The 16,725-nt window shown below is 55.7% G+C and carries 12 protein-coding genes; 5 read left to right on the top strand and 7 right to left on the bottom strand.

The genetic code is table 11. From position 1 onward, the window contains the following. Positions 1–308: 308 nt before the first annotated feature. Complete coding sequence (locus MTX78_RS02685; RefSeq protein WP_243799679.1) at positions 309–650, top strand: hypothetical protein; 342 nt, start codon at positions 309–311, stop codon at positions 648–650. A gap of 72 nt (positions 651–722) precedes the next feature. Here the strand turns inward: MTX78_RS02685 and prmA are convergent, their stop codons facing one another. The 4 genes from prmA to MTX78_RS02665 form a co-directional block, all read right to left on the bottom strand. Further along, on the bottom strand, positions 723–1,553 hold the full coding sequence (gene prmA, locus MTX78_RS02680) for a 50S ribosomal protein L11 methyltransferase (RefSeq protein WP_243799677.1): 831 nt from the start codon (positions 1,551–1,553) through the stop codon (positions 723–725). Between the two features lie 280 nt (positions 1,554–1,833). After that, positions 1,834–2,214 carry a DUF6150 family protein gene (locus MTX78_RS02675; protein ID WP_243799675.1) on the bottom strand — a complete coding sequence of 127 codons (381 nt, stop codon included), beginning with the start codon at positions 2,212–2,214 and terminating at the stop codon, positions 1,834–1,836. A gap of 140 nt (positions 2,215–2,354) precedes the next feature. Continuing rightward, a complete protein-coding gene (gene tpiA, locus MTX78_RS02670; RefSeq protein ID WP_243799674.1) occupies positions 2,355–3,122 on the bottom strand; it encodes a triose-phosphate isomerase in 768 nt (255 codons plus the stop codon). Positions 3,123–3,204: 82 nt separating this feature from the next. After that, positions 3,205–4,011, bottom strand: coding sequence for a hypothetical protein (locus MTX78_RS02665; protein ID WP_243799672.1), 807 nt, complete (start codon positions 4,009–4,011; stop codon positions 3,205–3,207). Between the two features lie 252 nt (positions 4,012–4,263). Between MTX78_RS02665 and MTX78_RS02660 the strand changes: the two genes are divergently transcribed. Both MTX78_RS02660 and MTX78_RS02655 read left to right on the top strand, forming a co-directional pair. Next, positions 4,264–6,681 (top strand): TonB-dependent receptor, encoded by a 2,418-nt coding sequence (locus MTX78_RS02660; RefSeq protein WP_243799670.1) that lies wholly within the window; start codon positions 4,264–4,266, stop codon positions 6,679–6,681. Positions 6,682–6,758: 77 nt separating this feature from the next. Further along, the gene (locus MTX78_RS02655) at positions 6,759–7,904 is read left to right on the top strand and encodes a PepSY-associated TM helix domain-containing protein (RefSeq protein WP_243799668.1); all 1,146 of its coding nucleotides are present in this window, start codon (positions 6,759–6,761) and stop codon (positions 7,902–7,904) included. A gap of 131 nt (positions 7,905–8,035) precedes the next feature. On the opposite strand, the gene uvrA is transcribed toward MTX78_RS02655, so the two are convergent. Further along, positions 8,036–10,873: an excinuclease ABC subunit UvrA gene (gene uvrA, locus MTX78_RS02650; protein WP_243799666.1), complete on the bottom strand. Its 2,838-nt coding sequence runs from the start codon at positions 10,871–10,873 to the stop codon at positions 8,036–8,038. 138 nt (positions 10,874–11,011) lie between these two features. Here uvrA and MTX78_RS02645 point away from each other — a divergent pair, with 138 nt between their 5' ends. Continuing rightward, positions 11,012–11,515, top strand: coding sequence for a YdeI/OmpD-associated family protein (locus MTX78_RS02645; protein ID WP_243799664.1), 504 nt, complete (start codon positions 11,012–11,014; stop codon positions 11,513–11,515). An 86-nt stretch (positions 11,516–11,601) separates the two neighbouring features. Here the strand turns inward: MTX78_RS02645 and MTX78_RS02640 are convergent, their stop codons facing one another. Then, entirely contained in the window at positions 11,602–12,291 is a 690-nt protein-coding gene (locus MTX78_RS02640) for an SGNH/GDSL hydrolase family protein (RefSeq protein ID WP_243799663.1), read from the bottom strand. Between the two features lie 215 nt (positions 12,292–12,506). Here MTX78_RS02640 and MTX78_RS02635 point away from each other — a divergent pair, with 215 nt between their 5' ends. After that, positions 12,507–13,988 (top strand): alpha/beta hydrolase family protein, encoded by a 1,482-nt coding sequence (locus MTX78_RS02635; protein ID WP_243799661.1) that lies wholly within the window; start codon positions 12,507–12,509, stop codon positions 13,986–13,988. A 228-nt stretch (positions 13,989–14,216) separates the two neighbouring features. Here MTX78_RS02635 and MTX78_RS02630 read toward each other — a convergent pair whose 3' ends face one another. Beyond that, complete coding sequence (locus MTX78_RS02630; protein WP_243799660.1) at positions 14,217–16,580, bottom strand: TonB-dependent receptor; 2,364 nt, start codon at positions 16,578–16,580, stop codon at positions 14,217–14,219. Positions 16,581–16,725 lie beyond the last annotated feature (145 nt).

Here is a 16,725-nt window from a genome sequence, read left to right as displayed (position 1 = left end):
TCCGTCGGAACCTGATTAGTCGTCTACAATTTCGGTAATAGTCGCCACACTATTGGACCTAGGTTGCAGACAGCATTGATTTTTATGGTTTTGCACTATTCCTGTCGGCTACCGTCCTACTAATCTGGCAGACGCCGCAAAATTGTTCAGCATTTCACTCTGCAAACCGAGGCAACAAGCCGTTTTAGGAAAAAGCTCAGCTACCTGCACATTATTTATTTACTACCTCTGGGAGGTAGCGTTTTGAAAAGGTATCTTTCCAAACGTCAACTTCGTATTCTTTACGAGTACTCACCTTTCCAACTGCTATGCATACCGCTGCTTCCCGGCTATCCGCCCTTGCCCCGAACGCGCTGCTGCGCGTGGTACAAAATCTACGTGACGACATCACGCAACGCTTAGGAAAGTCTTCGGCTACCGTAGCCGAATGGCGCGACTTGCTGTTACTCGTTGACCCTGTTATACAGGAACGACCAGAGTGCGGTACTATTATAGTGCGCCGCGGCCGAGCCGCCCTCGACCGTCTGGCTAGTCACTATTTGGTTGCCCCTCAAAACGTACTGCCCCAATTGAGCAGCCGGTCGTTGGTGCATGAAAACCCCATAGACTACGGCCTGTCCGATGAAGAATGGCTGGCGCTGTGTTTATAAAATAAGAGCTAGAAAAATTGCCAACTATAGTTCGGCAAACCCTTCTAGCTCGTCTTTCCACCGCTCGGCAATCTATTTTCTACATATTGCCGAAACCCAATGGTTCTGTACGCGGTGGCTTTCATACCGTAAGCCATGCTGTTCGGCTGCCTCCCGAATCAGGGGCAAGTCTTCCTCGTAGAACCCAGAAAACAGGATGGGGCTGTTGGGCTTCAGGTACTGCCCATACGCTGCCATGTCTTCCAGCAACACGTTGCGGTTGATGTTGGCTAAGATGATATCAAAAGGCTCCTCCCCTTCCAAGGCGCTAATATCACCGAGCCGGGCCTCTACCTTGTCTTGCACATTGTTTTCCTGCGCATTATCGGCGGCATTTTCAGCGGTCCAGGGCTCTACGTCCACGGCTAGCACGTAGCTGGCCCCGAGATGCACCGCCATAATGGCCAAGATGCCGGTACCGCAGCCCATGTCCAGCACCCGCTTGTTTTGGTGGTCGATGTCAAGCTGGTTGGTAATCATGAGGGCGGTAGTGTCGTGGTGGCCCGTACCGAACGACATGCGCGGCATGATTACGATTTCGTATTCCAAATCGGGCCGGGCGGCGTGGAAAGGCGCCCGCACCGATACCTTGTCGGCAATTACCAGGGGCTCGAAGTTCTTCTCCCACTCGGCGTTCCAGTTTTGGCGCGTAATGACGCGGTGTTCGTACCCTACCTCACCAAGCCCTTCGTAGCGGCTCATGATTTCGGCCACAGCATCGGCAGCAAATTGATCTTCGTCGATATAGGCGCAAAAGCCTTCGTCGTTGTCCTCGAAGGTATTATACCCTACTTCGGCCAACTCGGCTACTAGTATGTCGGCCAATTCGCGCGGCGCGACTACGCGCACTTCTACAAAATCCATAGTCAATAAACAGAGGGGAAACGCAAGTGAGTCCAGCGTGCCGGGCCACAAAGTTCGCAGGAAAAGCCAGCCAAACCGATACGGGTAGCAAAAGCCTACTACCCTTTGCGCTACTCAGCAACAAGGACACTACTTGACTGGCTGTTTGCATCATCGTTTTCTGGTACGCCCTGAGGAAAAACAATCCTAAGGCGTAGAGTCTAGCACTACTTTAGGCTAACCGCATCAAAAAAGCCCCACTACGTGATGTAGTGGGGCTTTTCAATGGCAACAGAGTATGTTACTGCTTTCGACAGCCAGCGAAGGAGCGCACTTTGGTGTAATGGACGCTGAAATCAGCCATGCCGCGCTGGTTGCTTACGAACAGCACGTAGTCGGCAAAGTCGCGGGCTTCCGTGAAATACCAGAGGCCGGGTTTGTCGGCAAACAGCTTGTTATCTTCCGCAAACACCATTACGTCTGCGAAGCCTTCTTCCGGCTCCTCGTATATAACCCCGAAGCAGAAACCCCGGCGGCGGGGGTCGCGCTCCAAATAGATGGTACCGTAGATGCGGCACGGCTCCAAAGAAGTTAGTGGTGCTGCCACAAAGGGTACGCGAGGCGCGGGAGTTGCAAACGGGTTGAGCGCCAGCAAGCCAGATACAAGGAGTTCAGCGAGCATATAAAATCAGAAGAGACAGTGCTGGCTACCGGACAATTATCCGGCCGGTTTTGGTTCGTAACCGTCCCAAGCAAAGCGAAGAATAGTTGGGTCCGTTGCGTGAACACAAACAAGAATTCGTACTGCTTGAAACAACAGGGTTAGAACGACTTGATAATCTCGGTGAAGTCGCGCGACTTGAGGGAGGCACCGCCGATAAGGCCACCATCTACGTCGGGCTGGCTGAACAATTCGCGGGCGTTTTGCGCATTGGCCGAGCCACCGTATAGGATAGAGGTGTTGGAGGCGGCTTCGGCGTCGTAGGCACGGGCAATTTGCTCCCGGATGAAGGCATGGACTTCCTGCGCCTGCGCGCTGGTAGCAGTTTTGCCCGTCCCGATGGCCCAGATAGGCTCATAGGCTATTACCACCTGCTCGAATTCCTCGTTGGAGAGGTGAAAAAGGCCGTCTTGCAGTTGCTTGCCGATAAAGGTGAACGTGTCGTCAGCCTCGCGCGTCTCCAACGACTCGCCTACGCAGAAAATCGGCTTCAAGCCGGCGGCCAACACTGCTTTTAGCTTCTGGCTTAGCAGTTCGTCGTCTTCGCGGAAATACTGCCGCCGCTCGGAGTGACCCAGAATCACGTACTCGCACCCCACTGATTCAAGCATCTTGGCCGATACTTCGCCGGTGTAGGCGCCACTTTCCTTTTGGCTGCAATTCTGCGCGCCCAAATGGAAGCGGCTGCTTGCGGGGAGTTGCTTGCCAATGGCGGCCAGAAACGGAAACGGTGGGCATATTACCACTTGCACCTCGTTGGGGCCCGTGACTTCGTCCTGCACCATGTTGGTGATTTCCGATACCAAGGCGAGTCCATCTTGGTAAGTGGTGTTCATTTTCCAGTTGCCGGCAACGATATTCTTACGCATGAAGAGCAAATTGAGGTGGAAGAAGATGGGCGCAAGTTAGTTGGTCTGGCCAAGCTAACCGGTCTTTTTATGCAAGGCCCCGCTAGATCTCCGCCACTCGGCCCCGCCCAGAAGCCAGTACCAAGCCTCCTAGTGCCACAATACCGGCGCCTATCAGAGCGGCCCAGCCCAGTTCCGGATAAGCGTAGCGCTGGGCTACCCAGATGGCTACCAACGCCCAAGCCACCACCAGCGGAAAAGCCACTTCCCGAAACTCCCGGCTAATGAGCAGCCCCAGCCCCACTACCACGGCCAGCAGCAGCAGCCCCAGCAGCATGGATAGGTTGAGCGCTGGCTGCCATCCGATGCGTTGGAGCCCGATAATACTGTTGATGGTGGCAGCCACCGAAATCCAGCCTAGGTATAACGCGAAGGGCAAGCTAGTCCAGCGCGGAGCAGCATCGGCTAGCACCAACCGCCGGGCGCGGCCATAGGCTATAATAAGGGAGCCCAGAATAAGCAGCATTACCAACAAGCTCAGGAGCAGCTGCTCATACGCAAACAGCACTACCCATGAAGCAGTAGCTACGCTGGCCAGCGTGAGCGGCTGTGCTACGGCATCGGGCAGTATGCTGGTACGTTGCGCCGGCAAGAGCTGCCAGACTACATACACCGTCAGGGCCAGAAAAATCAGCCCCCAGATAGAGAAAGCATAGCCCGCTGGCGTTAGCAGCGTGGGATATTTTGCCGACACCGTACCCATGCTTTGCCCATTGAACGGAAAGGCATTGGAGTAGTAGTTGAGGGCAATATTGCCGAGTACGCTGATGGCAGCTAGCCACCGCCACAAGCGGCTTGGGGCAGAATCAGCGAAAGAATGAGAGTGCGTATGCGTAAATGAAGGTGCCATAATTGAACGTGCGTTGCTGGGGTACAATACGCTCTCTTGCGCAGGGAGTTGAGAAGAATAGCACTCCGCAGAAAGCTCCCGGACCTAGTTAATTGTTTATACTACATCTAAATATTATTTGTAAACATTCTAAATAATCAAATTTACTCCCGAGCTTTGCAGCCGATCCAACTATTGCAACGCCACATGAAACCACTTGCCACTGGTCTAGTACGCCAGTCTCTCACTTTCCTTCTTGTTTTAGTGTCCGCTATGCTTTCTCTTTCTGCGCAAGCACAGAGAGGCATCATCCAAGGCCATATTACTGCCTCAGATGGCCAGTCCGTTGTGGGGGTTTCAGTTGGTATCAAGGGAACAGGCAAGGGAGCCAACACCGACAACAGCGGCAACTACCGCATTGCGGGCTTGCAGCCCGGCACTTACACGCTCGGAGTGCGGCTGGTAGGCTTTAGCACCCAGGAACGGCAGGTACAGGTAACAGCCGGTCAGGTTAGTGCGCAAGATTTTCAGCTGGAAGCCAGCACCGAACAACTGAAGGAAGTGGTGGTGCAAGGCACTCAAACCAACAAGTTTGCCCGTAAGGAATCGGAATACGTGGGCAAGATGCCGCTTAAGAATCTGGAAAACCCGCAGGTATATGCTACTGTGGGCAAGGAGCTCCTGACTGAGCAGTTGGTGTTTACCGTGGACGACGCCACGCGCAACGTGCCCGGCCTCCAGAAAATGTGGGATGCCACCGGCCGCGGTGGCGACGGCGGCGCTTTCTACGCTTCGCGGGGCTTCGTGCTGTCGAGCCAGCTACGCAACGGCGTGGCCGGCAACGTAACTAGCGACATTGATGCGGTGAACCTAGAGAAGCTGGAAGTCATCAAAGGCCCGTCGGCTACCCTATTCGGCTCGTCGTTGACCTCGTATGGTGGCCTGCTGAACCGCGTGACCAAGAAGCCCTCAGATACCTTTGGAGGCGAAGCCACGGTGGCCGCTGGCAGCTACGGCTTCCACCGCGTAAGTGCCGACGTGAACCTAGTAAACCCTAATGCGCCCGCCGACCAGCCTAAAAAACTAGCCTTCCGCCTGAACACAGCCTACACCTACGAAGACAACTTCCAAAACGCAGGGTACACCGGCTTCAACAAGAACCTGGCCGTAGCTCCCAGCCTGCAATGGCGCCCCTCTGATAAATTGACTGTCAACGTTGATGCCGAAGTGTACCAGGGCCGAGGCGTAGGCAAGCAGCTTATCTTCTTCTACTTCCCCTCGTCGGCGCTGGGCTTCGACCGGGCCGACAAAGCGCCGCTGGACTACCGCCAGTCGTACATGGGGCCGGGCCTGATTCAGGACTCGCGCAGCACTAACCTGTTCGGGCAGGTGCAGTACCGTATTTCGCCTAACCTCACTTCTACTACCTTCCTGACGTCCAGCCACAGCTTCTCCGATGGTGCGGGCCCCTACTTCTATCTGAATCCGGTTGATAGTGCTACCAACGCGGTAACCCTCTCGCGCGCCGACCAATCCACGCAGAACAGCAAGCGGCAGATTTGGGAAGTACAGCAGTTGTTCAACGGCGACTTCAACCTAGGCAGCCTACGCAACCGCGTGGTGCTGGGCCTGGACTTCCTGCGCGTTGATGCGGACGTGAATTTCCTGGGCGGCGGCTTCGATGCAGTGCCCGTGGTGAACGTGCCAGGCTACAACTACCGCACGTTCAACGGGACGGCTTTGGCTGCGCTCTACGCTACCACCCCGCCGCCTCACTATTTGGTTACCACCAAATCGAACACCTACAGCGCCTTCGTTTCGGACGTGCTCAACCTGACCGACAAACTCAGCGTGCTGGCCGCTCTGCGCCTCGACCACTTCGACAACAAAGGCGGTATTTCCTACAGTCCTAACATGGCGTACTCGCAAACGTCGTTGTCGCCTAAGTTTGGCCTGGTATATCAGCCAGTGAAAGACCGGGTAGCTCTGTTTGCCAACTACCAGAACAGCTTCAAGAACCCCACCGACGGTACGTACATCGACGTGAACCGCCAGGCTCGGACCTCGAAAATCGAGCAAGCCAACCAGTGGGAAGGCGGCGTGAAGCTTGACGCAGCCGACGGCCGGGTAAGTGCTACAGTGAGCTACTACGATATTCAAGTGCAGGACTTGTTGCGGTCTACGCCAGTACCAGAAAGTACTCTAGGAGCCAACGACGGCATTCCGAACGCACAAACCCAGAACGGCACGCAAATGAGCCGTGGCGTAGAACTGAACCTGACGGCTAACCCCGTAACAGGCCTGAACGTGGTGGCCGGCTTTGCCTACAACCACTCGGAGTGGAAAAATTCCAGTGAAATTGAAAACGGCCGGCGGCCGAACACCGCTTCCTCGCCTTACCTAGCCAACGCCTGGGTGAGCTACCGCCAGCCTACAGGCACGCTGAAGGGCTTAGGCGTGGGCTTCGGGGGCAACTACGCCAGCGACAACCGCGTGCAGAACACGACCCTCAGCGTGTTCACCCTGCCTAGCTACACAGTGCTCAACGCCAGCGTATTCTACGACCAGCCCAAGTTCCGCCTGTCGGCTAAAGTAGACAACATCACCGACCAGCAGTACTGGGTAGGCTACACCACCATGAGCCCCCAGAAACTGCGCAGCATCATCGGCAGCGTGAGCTATAAGTTCTGATAATTTTGTTTGAGAGAACGTCATGCTGCGCGGGCCGAAGCATGACGTTCTGCTTACTACACTGTTCGCCGTTTCCTATGACTTTCAAGCAAGCCGTCGGCAAAATGCACCTCTGGCTCGGACTAGCGTCCGGGCTGGTGGTGTTTATCGTGAGCATCACGGGCGCTATTTTCACGTTTCAGGATGACATCCGGGACCTGACCGAGCCGTGGCGCAAAGTGGAAGCACAGGCCACAGCGCCAGTGTTGCCCTCACGCTTGCAGGCCGCCGCGCTGGCTTCCCATCCGGGGGTGAAAGCAGAAACTTCCTGGGTGACTTACTTTGCTGCCGACCGCTCGGCCACCGTGTTTTTCATAGACCAGGCCGGCTTGCCTATTCAGGTGTACCTAAACCCCTACACGGGCCAGGTGCTGCACGAACAAAACCTACGCACGCACTTTTTCACCATCATCCAGGAGATTCATATGCACCTGCTGCTGCCCGAAGAGGTAGCTACCTGGGTGGTTGGCATCAGCATTTCCATTTTTGTGGTGATGCTGCTCACTGGCTTGGTATTGTGGTGGCCAAAGCGCAAGCAAGAGCGTAAGCAGCGCTTCACCATTAAGTGGGGCGCACGCTGGCGCCGCGTCAACTACGATTTGCACAACGTGCTGGGCTTCTACGCGGCCAGCATTGGCATGGTGCTGGCCTTGTCTGGCCTGTTCATGATTTACCCCTGGATGCTGGAGTCGATTGTGTTCGTGGTGGATGGTGGCAAAGCGGCTCCGCAGGAGATCATGAAAACCAAGCTGGATACCTTGCAAATTGTACCGGCCGCCGTTCAACCCCTCCCCGACATTGTGTACCGCAACGTGCGCCGTCTGTCGCCCACAAACGAGATGGTCCTGATTGGGCCTTCTGGCACCGGCAAGACCCCCGCGTATTGCTGGACCTACCAGAAAGCCCTGCACTACTACCACCGCGACGAATATGCTTTCCACCCTGTTTCGGGCCAGTTGCTGGAGTCTCGTTTCCACGCCACCAAGAGTACCGGCACCAAGTTCTCCGACATGAACTATGACCTCCATACCGGCCAGATTTTAGGGTTTGGCGGTAAGATTGTCGCCTTCTTGGGCAGCTTGATTTCCGCTAGCTTACCCGTTACGGGCACCGTTATTTGGTGGGGCCGGCGCAACAAGACCAAGCGCAAAGCCCGGCCCGTAGCAGCAGTAGCTACCGCCTGAACAGAGTAGCCGATTAGCTTGTAAGTAAGATTCTCAGCGAATGCAAAAAGGCCCGAACGATTCCTCGTTCGGGCCTTTTTGCTTTTTCACCAGCTTCCGAGACAACAGGCTCAGCGGAGGCGTAGCATTCCTTACAGTTTCTCGGCCAGGAACCGGGCGGTATGGTTGCTATCCTTGAGCTTCACCATGTCTTCGGGTGTACCCTCGAACAGGAGGTGGCCGCCATTGATACCACCTTCCGGGCCCAGGTCAATCACCCAATCGGCACACTTGATAATGTCGATGTTGTGCTCGATGATAAGCACCGAGTTGCCTTGTTCCACCAGTGCATTCAGGGCCAGCATCAGCTTGTTGATGTCGTGGAAGTGCAAGCCGGTGCTCGGCTCATCGAAGATGAACAGGATTTTATCGTTTTGCAGCGTGGCTCCTTTGGTTAGGAACGAGGCGAGCTTTACGCGCTGGGCTTCCCCACCCGAGAGGGTATTAGCTGACTGTCCTAGTCGGATATAGCCCAGGCCCACGTCGTCGAGTGGCTTCAGACGCTCCACTATTTTAGGCTGGCCTTTGAAGAACGTGATGCTGTCCTCAATGGTCATTTCCAGCACTTCGTTGATGGCCTTCTCCTGGAATTTTACGTCCAGAATATCCTGCTTGAACTTGCGGCCCTCGCAGGCTTCGCACGTCAGGTAGATGTCGGCCATAAACTGCATTTCAATCTTCACCTGCCCTTCGCCCTGGCACACCTCACAGCGGCCCCCGTCGATGTTGAACGAGAAGTGCGAAGGTTTGAAGCCGCGCGCCTTGGCCAGCGGCTGGTCGGCAAACAGGCTCCGGATAGCGTCATAGGCTTTCACGTAGGTCACCGGGTTGGAGCGGCTGCTTTTGCCGATGGGGTTCTGGTCCACGAACTCCACGTGGGTCACCTGCCCGTTCACGCCAGTAAGGCGGTCGAACTTGCCCGTAGCCTCGCCAGCTCCGCCTCCCAACTGCTTGAGCAGTGCCGGCGCCAAAATCCGGCGTATCAACGTGGACTTACCTGAACCTGATACGCCGGTCACCACTGTCATCACGTTCAGCGGAAACTTCACCGACACATTCTTTAGGTTGTTTTCACGCGCGCCTGTCAGTTCCAGCGCATTGCGCCAGGGGCGGCGCGTGGTGGGCACTGACACTTCGCGCCGGCCGCTCAGGTAGTCGCCGGTATAGGTGTTGGTGTTCTCCAGCAGTTCGTCGTAAGTGCCCTGAAACATCAGGTTGCCACCGCCGCTACCCGCTTCCGGCCCGATATCGAGAATCTGGTCGGCCACTTCCATCATCTTCTCTTCGTGCTCTACCACAATAACGGTGTTGCCGAGTTGCTGCAAGGAACGCAGTACACCAATCAGTTGCTCGGCGTCTTTGGGGTGCAAGCCAATGCTGGGCTCATCGAGAATATACATCGAGCCGACCAGCGCCGAACCCAGCGAGGTAGCCAACGAAATCCGCTGGCTTTCCCCACCCGACAGCGTGCTGCTTAGTCGGTTTAGCGTCAGGTAGCCCAACCCAACCCGGTTCAGGTATTCTAAGCGGTTGGTGATTTCCGTGGCTAGCCGCTCCGCTACTTTGGCGTCGTGCTCGTCCAGGTTCATGTTCTGGAAAAACTCCAGCGCCCGGCTCACGGGCAACAACACTAGGTCAGTGATGCTTTGACCCGTGATTTTCACGTATTGCGCATCCTTGCGCAGCCGCGTGCCTCGGCAATCGGGGCAGGTAGTGCGACCCCGGTAGCGGCTTTGCAGCACGCGGTACTGGATTTTGTGTGTTTGGGTGGCCACCCACTTAAAGTAGTCGTCGAGGCCGTCGAAGTACTTGTTGCCTTTCCAGAGCAAGGTGCGCTCGGCTTCGCTTAGCTCATTGTAAGGACGGTGGATCGGAAAATCGAATCGAATCCCATTTTTAAGCAGCGGCTTCAGCCACTCGCTCTGCTTGTCGGTACGCCAGGGCGCAATAGCTCCTTCGTACACCGTCAGGCTCTTGTCGGGGATTACCAAGTCCTCATCAATACCGAGCACTGAGCCGAATCCCTCGCAGGTCTGGCAGGCCCCGTACGGGTTGTTGAAGGAGAAGAAGTTGACACTAGGCTCCTCGAACACCAACCCATCCAGCTCGAACCGGTCGGAGAAGGTGCGAGTTTCGTCGTCCAGCTTCACAATGCACGTACCGTGGCCCTCGAAGAAAGCCGTTTGCACCGAGTCGGAAAGCCGGAACGTCAAGTCCTCGTCGCCGGGGTGAATAACGGCGCGGTCTATCATAATGAACACCTCCCCTTTCACCTCGGGCTGGCCTTCGGCGATGAGCTCCTCAATGAAGGCGGTTTCGTTGTTGACCACCACCCGGCTGTAGCCCTTTTGCAGCAGCAGATCCAGCTCCTTGCTCATCGGCCGATTGTCTTCGGAACGGAACAGAGGTGCCAGCAGCATCACGCGCGTATCGGCGGGCAGCTGCATGAGGTAATCCACTACATCGGCCACGTTGTCTTTGCGTACCTGCTCCCCACTGACGGGGGAGTACGTGCGGCCTACACGGGCAAACAGCAGCTTCAGGTAATCGTAGATTTCGGTGCTGGTGCCAACGGTCGAGCGGTTATTCTTGATGCTTACCTTCTGCTCGATAGCAATAGCCGGCGAAATGCCCCGGATGTAATCCACATCCGGTTTGTCCATCCGGCCCAGGAACTGGCGGGCGTAGCTGCTCAGGCTTTCCACGTACATCCGCTGCCCTTCGGCATACAGCGTGTCGAAGGCCAACGATGATTTGCCCGAGCCTGACAGGCCAGTGACAACAATAAATTTATTGCGCGGCAGCGCGACGCTCAGGTTCTTCAGATTATGAACCCGGGCATTCTTTATGAGGATGTACTCGCGCGGATCGAGCTGATCAATCGGGTCGGCCGCCGGAGCGGCCATCTGCAAAGCGGAATTTTCGGCCATAGACGGGGTAACAGCCGCAACCGGGGGTTTGGTTTCCAAGCAGTGCGGTTTGCCTGCGCGAAGGTACGGCATAGGGTTAGCTGCTGCTAACTTCTTTATCTTTTGGTCTGCAGTACAACGGCTGCTCACCTCCCTATTATGCCTATTCAACTCCTGAACGCACTCGTGACGCTGGCTAAGTTTTCTGGCAAAGGCGGCTGGACTTATGCTCCTCTACCCACACAGGTAACCGCACCCAACACGTACTTCAACAAAATGCGGGTCAGTGGGAGCATCGATGACCTCGCGCTTGAAAACCTTCACCTAATGTCGATGGGGCAAGGACGGTTGTTTTTGCCAGTGAATGCCGCCCTTCGCAACCAGTTGGGCAAGCAGGCAGGTGATACAGTTAGGCTCGTACTTTTCCACGCGGAGGAAGATGCCCCTCTGCTCGTATCCACTGATGATTTCGAGGAATGTTTGGCTGGGGTTGCCGGCGCCCTGGAAAGCTATAAGCAGCTGCCGTTGTCAGCACAACACGCCTGGGTGGCCTGGGTAGCCTCTGCCCCCACCGACCAACAAAAGGTAACTCGTGCCGAAGCCGTCTGTACACGCCTAGCCCTCTGCCCCCACAACCCCACGCATTGCCTCCCTCCTGTCTGATGCCTGCTTGTATATAGGAGTATGAGTGCAGCCACTGGACCTTTGGTGGTCGTTTCGTGCTTGCTAACTCGGCTTTTACTTTTCTGCTATTTCGCCAAATAAGGAGCCAGCACCCGCGTCCAAATTTTGTAGCCGGCATGGGTCATGTGCAGGCCGTCCTCCACATACAGTTCGGGGCGGGGCTTTCTATCAGAACCCAGCATAGGAGAGCCTACATCCACAAAACGCAGTTGCTGCGGATGGGCCTCGATATACTTCCGGATAAGCGTGTTCGCCTCGCGTATTTCAGGGTCTAGCTTCCACCGGGCCAGGCTAGGCTTGATAGACAGAAAGAGCAGTTCTGTATTGGGCAGCTTCTGACGCATAAGTTTCTCGAACTGCTGAAACGACTCGAATACTTGTGCTGGGGTGGCACCAGCTGCAATGTCGTTGTCGCCTTCGTATAGGATTACCTGCCGCGGCTGGTAGCGCACAACCAGCGTATCGAAGAAATAGATGGCATCGGGGAAACGAGACCCCCCGAACCCCCGATTCAAAACGGGTTTACCCGCGAAATCAGCGGCCAGTGTTTTCCACATCCTAATAGAGGAGCTACCATAAAACAGCAGCGGTGCTGCAGGTGGCTTAATCAGCCTATCCTGTTGCGTAAATGCTCGTAGCTCGTCTTTCCACTGCCCCGGGTTAATAGGCGGTACAGCCGTTTGATAGGAGGTCCGCCAGCCAAGTACTATGAGCAGCAAGGCGGCACTCAACAGCAGAAATTTTCGCTTAAGCATACATAAATGCGGAAGTTACTACGCCTCCTAATGTAAGCGTTAAGTTTCAATGAACTACAGACCAGCTTACAAACTCACCGAAACGCGTATACTGCACTTATCAAATAACATTTAACTATTCTAGCAAATAATCGACGGTACACTGCGGTAATTTTGGTAATTTTCGGCTTTAAAAAGCCCCCTATAGCCCCCTGTGCTCTGTTCTATAAAACTTTATGAAGAAAAGTTTACACATTCTTATATTCCTCTGGCTTATACTGGCAGCCTTCTCCTCAGTAGCCGCTACCCCACCTACTCTGAACGGGCAATGGCGGGGGCCTCTAAAAGTACCTGGCGGCACATTGGAGCTTATCGTTACCATCGTGCCCCTCACAAACGGCACTTACTATGCAGCTCTCGACGTACCTCAGCAGCGCATCTACCGGATGCCCGTTGAAGTAGTGTTGAAAGGTAGTGACCTCACCCTGCAAATCGAGCAGGCGGGCAGTAGCTTTAAGGGCAAGGTGCTAAAAGATGGCGCCGTACTTTCGGGTTTTTGGAAACAGCCCGGTCTTTCGGGGACGCTAGAGATGCAGCGTGCCAGCTCGGCTGCCACAGCATCAGGCAAAGTTCGCCTGACTCCACCCTACCGCGAAGACGAGGTAAGCTTCACCAACCCCAGCGCCAAGCTGCGCCTCTCAGGTACCCTGACAGTACCAGCCGGACCGGGTCCTTTCCCGGCCGTAGTCCTGCTTTCTGATTCCGGCCCCCAAGACCGTGACGCTGGCGAACAGGAATACCGCATGTTCAGCATTCTTGCTGATTACTTGACCCGCCGCGGAACGGCCGTACTGCGCTTCGATGACCGGGGAGTGGGCAAGTCACAGGGCAGCTATTTCAACACCACTACCATTGATATGGTAAGTGATGCGCAAGCTGCCATGAGCTTCTTACGTACCCGTGACTTGATCAATCCGCAAGAGATAGGCTTTATCGGTCATGGAGAAGGAGCCAATGTAGCGCTGCTGGCTGCTGCCGACGCAAATGCTGCAACGCCAGCCTTTGTAGTTTCACTGGCGGGCTACGGGTTGCCTGGGCGTCATGTTTTGGTGCAGCAACAGTTGGAAATCATGCGCCTGATTGGGGCCTCCCCAGCACAAGTAAAAGCTGCGTTGGCTTTGCATGTGGAGATGATTGACATAATCCGGCAAACGCCCAACGACGCGCAAGCTCGCGGCAAGGTGGCTGGCACACTGCGCAACAGCAATACCGACCTCGACCCCCATATGGCCCGGGCCCGCGCTATTCAACTCACGTCGCCTTGGTCCCGTTATTTCATTGACTTCGAGCCAGCCCGTGAATTGCACAAAGTGAAATGCCCAGTATTAGCACTCAACGGTGCGCTTGATTTGCAAGTGGAGGCCTCGGGCAACCTGTCTATGCTGCGGCGTGGCTTGCGTAACAGCAAGAGCGTAAAGACCCAGAAGCTGGCAGGAGTCAACCACTGGCTGCAGCCTCTTTCAGAAGAATGGGCCATAGTTAATGGAGAGCAGCAACCTACCTTTTCGCCTAAGGCGCTAGACGTGATGCGCTCTTGGATAGCTGCCCAAACCACTCAAACTAGCATTGAACCAACAACAGTGAAGCGGGCTGCGCACACAAAGGCAAGCAAGCAAGAGCGCAGTACCCAAGGCTCTAGCCCTGCAGCAAGCCGTTAAGGCCCGGCTATTCAGTAGTCAAACTACCTGACAACCAGCGCTGAACACCAAGCAAGACAAATCGTTACAAGCAATTTTCCTTTTAGTAACCACCAAGGCTCTTGGTTATCAGCGCAGTTATCCACATCATGTGGATAACTGCGCTGATAACCAAGAGCCTTGGTGGTTACCCTATATCGTAGCTATAGTTCTTGGGGTCAGCTTGAATGATAAAGGATGCGTGCGGGCTCAGAACTCCACTCGGTAGTTCAGGAATGGCACCAGAGAGGTTTGGTACGATGTTTCGAGTTGTTGGGAATACCGGTCGTAGAAGCGGCCGAAGATGTTCTGGTTGTTGGTAGCGTTTTGTAGGTCCAGGGAGATAATGTGCGAGGCGTGCGGCCGGTTCTTGCGGTAGCTAGCGCGCACATCTAAGCGGAAGTACGAGGGCCCCTGTTCGGACCACGCTTCATCTTCAAGGGTGACACCATAGCCGGCTTGACGAGAGGCAGCCAAATCGATGGGAGTATAGCGGTTGCCACCAGCCCAAAGTAAGCGCAGGTTCAGCCCCACCAAGTTGTTGTTGGCGCGGCCCACCTTGAATTCGCGCCCACCCAAAGCATTAGCCACGAAGTTGCCATTGTAGCGGGTGTTGCGCCATTTGCCATCAATGGCACGGTAGCGAGAGTCGTAGAGCGAGCCGGTGAGCTGGAAGTAATTCTGGCTGGTAAAGAACTTTTCGAGCGTTACATCCAAACCGTAGTTCTGACCCAAGCCACGAGCCACCAGTGCTTCCGAGGGTGCCCCACCGCCATAGTTAAGAGCCGCAAAGGTGCTTGCGCGGTCCGGGCTAATGGCCACGTTGTACAGGTATTGATAGTAGGGCTCCACCCGCAGACGTAGGTCCTCGCGCAGTTGGTTGTCGTAGCTGAGCACATAGTGCACGGCGCGCGCCAGCCCCAGGTTGCGGTTGGGTTCGGTGTAGCCGCCGGTAGTGTTTGGTACACGGGTGTAATAAGAGAAAGGCGCTTCCAAGCGACTGTGCAGCCCCACGCCCGCTGACAACGACTGCCTCGGCGCGAAAGCCCACCTCGCACCCGCACGCGGCTCCACTGCCGCGTTGCCATTCAAACTGAAATGCAGAAAATGTACGCCGCTGGTAAAGGTGAGCTGTTCGGTGGCGCGGTATTTCCACTGGCTATATAGCTGCGTGGTGGTGGCATGCCCCGTACCCTGCAAGAACTGAACGTACTGGCCGCCATAGTCATCGTCGCGGAAGCCATTGTCGGCCGTGAAGCCCAACCGGCTAAGAACAGCACCCGTCCGTACTGTGTGGTGGGCGTTGATTTTATGGTTGTAAAGCACCGATGCACGCAGGGCAGTGTTTTCGTAGCGCTGCTCTGTATCGAGCACCCGATTATAGCTCTCCGACAACTCGTAGGCCTGATAGGCATGTCGGTCGCCCGAGGCCGTAAGTGCCGTTTCGATGTAGGCGTGGTCGTTGAGAGAATGGGTGTACGTGAGCCCGCCTACGGCCACATCCGACGAGGAACGGTCATCGAACCGCTCATAATACCGCTCCCACTGCGAAGAGTCGCGGGTGGCACGGGAGCTGCTACTGCTCAGGCCCCCAATGCCCCACAGCACAAGGTTGTGGCGCCCAAGCGGCAGGTTGAGTTTGAAGGCGAGGTCTTGGTACTTGGGCACGCCGCCATTACCCGTCACGTCGAGCCCTAGGTTGTTGAGCAAAGCCAGCGAGGAATACCGATAGTTTAGCAGGTACGAGCCTTTCGAACGCGCACTCAACGGACCTTCCGCGGCAGCTTCAACACCCAATACCCCAGCCTGAAAGGCATATTCACGCTTTTCGTTGTTGCCAGTCCGCAGCTTCACATCAAATACTCCTGAGAGAGCATTGCCGTACTCGGCCGGAAAAGCAGCCGTAAAGAAATCGGAGTTGCTGAGCACATTGGTGCTGAGCACGCTCACGGCGCCCCCGCTGGCCCCGGCATCCGAGAAGTGGTTGGGGTTGGGAGCTTCCACGCCTTCTATGCGCCAGAGCAGCCCCCGCGGCGAGTTGCCGCGCACCACAATTTCATTGTTTAAGTCGCCGCTCGATGTGCCAGACACGCCCGCCAGCGTTTGGGCCGTACGCGCCGGATCAGAAAGGCTGGCCGCATAGCGCTTGCTTTCTTCCACCGAAATGGAGCGGGCCGAGACAGTAGCCATTTCGTTGCGAGCAGTGCCTTTTTCCCGCTCGCCTGTAACAGTTACTTCCGTGAGGCTGGTGAAGGACTCCGTCAGGCCAAGGTTGAGCACCAACTCCTTACCCGAACCCAGCAGTAGTTCCGGAATGGTTTGCTCTTCGTAGCCGATGAAGCTGACCTTGAGCGTGTGGCGGCCTACTGGCACCTTCTCTAGCTTGAAAGTACCCGTGGCATCGGCGGTAGCAGCCAGCGGTGTAGCTAGGTCAAGCACTACCACCGTAGCGCCCACCAACGGCTGCTGCGACTCTCGGTCGAGAATACGGCCCCGGATGGTCTGATTCAGGCCTTGCGCATTTGCTGCAGTGGTGAGGAGCAGCGCCAGAAAAAATACGAAAATGAAACGCATATAAGTTGAGGTAAAAGGACATGGCACAGCCTAGGCAGCTGTCGGCTAAAAGTCAGAAAATCAGGAGTATGAGCTAGCTACAGCTCGCGAGAACTAAGGCAGGGGGTACTGCCAGCAGCAGAAGGAACGTTCCGCTTGTAAGACG

It is taken from the genome of Hymenobacter tibetensis (assembly GCF_022827545.1).
GTDB classification, from domain to species: Bacteria; Bacteroidota; Bacteroidia; order Cytophagales; family Hymenobacteraceae; genus Hymenobacter; species Hymenobacter tibetensis.
This window is presented reverse-complemented; position numbering and strand designations above follow the sequence as displayed.

Excerpts from the sequence above, each read along its gene's own strand:
- MTX78_RS02665 (WP_243799672.1), bottom strand. The coding sequence starts at position 4,011 with ATGGCACCTTCATTTACGCATACGCACTCTCATTCTTTCGCTGATTCT.
- MTX78_RS02635 (WP_243799661.1), top strand. The coding sequence starts at position 12,507 with ATGAAGAAAAGTTTACACATTCTTATATTCCTCTGGCTTATACTGGCA.
- MTX78_RS02640 (WP_243799663.1), bottom strand. The coding sequence starts at position 12,291 with ATGCTTAAGCGAAAATTTCTGCTGTTGAGTGCCGCCTTGCTGCTCATA.
- MTX78_RS02655 (WP_243799668.1), top strand. The coding sequence starts at position 6,759 with ATGACTTTCAAGCAAGCCGTCGGCAAAATGCACCTCTGGCTCGGACTA.
- MTX78_RS02675 (WP_243799675.1), bottom strand. The coding sequence starts at position 2,214 with ATGCTCGCTGAACTCCTTGTATCTGGCTTGCTGGCGCTCAACCCGTTT.
- MTX78_RS02660 (WP_243799670.1), top strand. The coding sequence starts at position 4,264 with ATGCTTTCTCTTTCTGCGCAAGCACAGAGAGGCATCATCCAAGGCCAT.
- MTX78_RS02685 (WP_243799679.1), top strand. The coding sequence starts at position 309 with ATGCATACCGCTGCTTCCCGGCTATCCGCCCTTGCCCCGAACGCGCTG.
- tpiA (WP_243799674.1), bottom strand. The coding sequence starts at position 3,122 with ATGCGTAAGAATATCGTTGCCGGCAACTGGAAAATGAACACCACTTAC.
- MTX78_RS02630 (WP_243799660.1), bottom strand. The coding sequence starts at position 16,580 with ATGCGTTTCATTTTCGTATTTTTTCTGGCGCTGCTCCTCACCACTGCA.
- uvrA (WP_243799666.1), bottom strand. The coding sequence starts at position 10,873 with ATGGCCGAAAATTCCGCTTTGCAGATGGCCGCTCCGGCGGCCGACCCG.
- MTX78_RS02645 (WP_243799664.1), top strand. The coding sequence starts at position 11,012 with ATGCCTATTCAACTCCTGAACGCACTCGTGACGCTGGCTAAGTTTTCT.
- prmA (WP_243799677.1), bottom strand. The coding sequence starts at position 1,553 with ATGGATTTTGTAGAAGTGCGCGTAGTCGCGCCGCGCGAATTGGCCGAC.